The organism is Streptomyces pyxinicus (assembly GCF_024753135.1).
GTDB classification, from domain to species: domain Bacteria; phylum Actinomycetota; class Actinomycetes; order Streptomycetales; family Streptomycetaceae; genus Streptomyces; species Streptomyces pyxinicus.
Map to the genome: position 1 here is coordinate 1 of NZ_JANUGP010000069.1, position 1,135 is coordinate 1,135.

The following is a 1,135-nucleotide window of genomic DNA, read 5'->3' on the forward strand; positions in this document are numbered from 1 at the left end:
CCGCCGGATCTCGTTGAGGCGGGTGACGAGGGGGGCGATGGTGCGGCCCTCGCGGGCGGCGGCCTCCCAGTCGCGGGGCTTGAGCTGGTACTTCTCCGAGTCCAGGTACTCCTCACCGCCCTCGCGCAGCGGGGTGTTCTCGCACAGTTCGTAGCCGCTGTAGATGCCCCAGGACGGGGACAGGGTCGCGGCGAGCACGGCCCGCACCTCGAACGCCGGCCGGCCGCCGTGCTGGAGGTAGGCGTGCAGGATGTCCGGCGTGTTCGGGAAGAAGTTGGGCCGCATGTAGGCCGCCGCCTCGCCCGACAACTCGGTCAGGTACTCGGTGAGTTCGTGCTTGTCGTTGCGCCAGGTGAAATAGGTGTACGACTGCTGGAAGCCGATCTGGGCGAGGGTGTGCATCATCGCCGGGCGGGTGAAGGCCTCGGCCAGGAAGATCACGTCGGGGTCGCGGCGGTTGACCTCGCCGATGACCCGCTCCCAGAAGACGACGGGCTTGGTGTGCGGGTTGTCGACGCGGAAGATCCGCACCCCGTGGTCCATCCAGTGCCGCAGGATCCGGACGGTCTCGGTGACCAGGCCGTCCAGGTCGGCGTCGAACGCGACGGGATAGATGTCCTGGTACTTCTTCGGCGGGTTCTCGGCGTAGGCGATGGTGCCGTCCGGCCGGTGGTGGAACCAGTCGGGGTGCTTGTGCACCCAGGGGTGGTCCGGGGAGCACTGGAGGGCGAAGTCCAGGGCGATCTCCAGGCCCAGCTCCCGGGCGCGGGCGACGAAGAAGTCGAAGTCGTCCAGGGTGCCCAGGTCCGGGTGGACGGCGTCGTGGCCGCCTTCGGGGGAGCCGATGGCCCAGGGCACGCCGACGTCGTCGGGGCCGGCGGTCAGGGTGTTGTTGCGGCCCTTGCGGAAGGTGCTCCCGATGGGATGGACCGGGGGCAGGTAGACGACGTCGAAGCCCATCTCCGCGATCGCGTCCAGGCGCCGGGCGGCGGTGCGGAAGGTGCCGTGCGGCTGCTCGGCGGTGCCCTCCGAGCGCGGGAAGAACTCGTACCAGGAGCCGTACAGGGCCCGCTCCCGCTCCACCAGCAGCGGCATCGGCTCCGACGCCGTCACCAACTCCCGCAGCGGATACCGG

The 1,135-nt window shown here is 70.0% G+C and carries 1 pseudogene; it reads right to left on the reverse strand.

Annotated features, from left to right (window positions below):
- Nucleotides 1–1,135 (reverse strand): annotated as a pseudogene (locus NX794_RS35765) (alpha-1,4-glucan--maltose-1-phosphate maltosyltransferase); the annotation flags it as partial.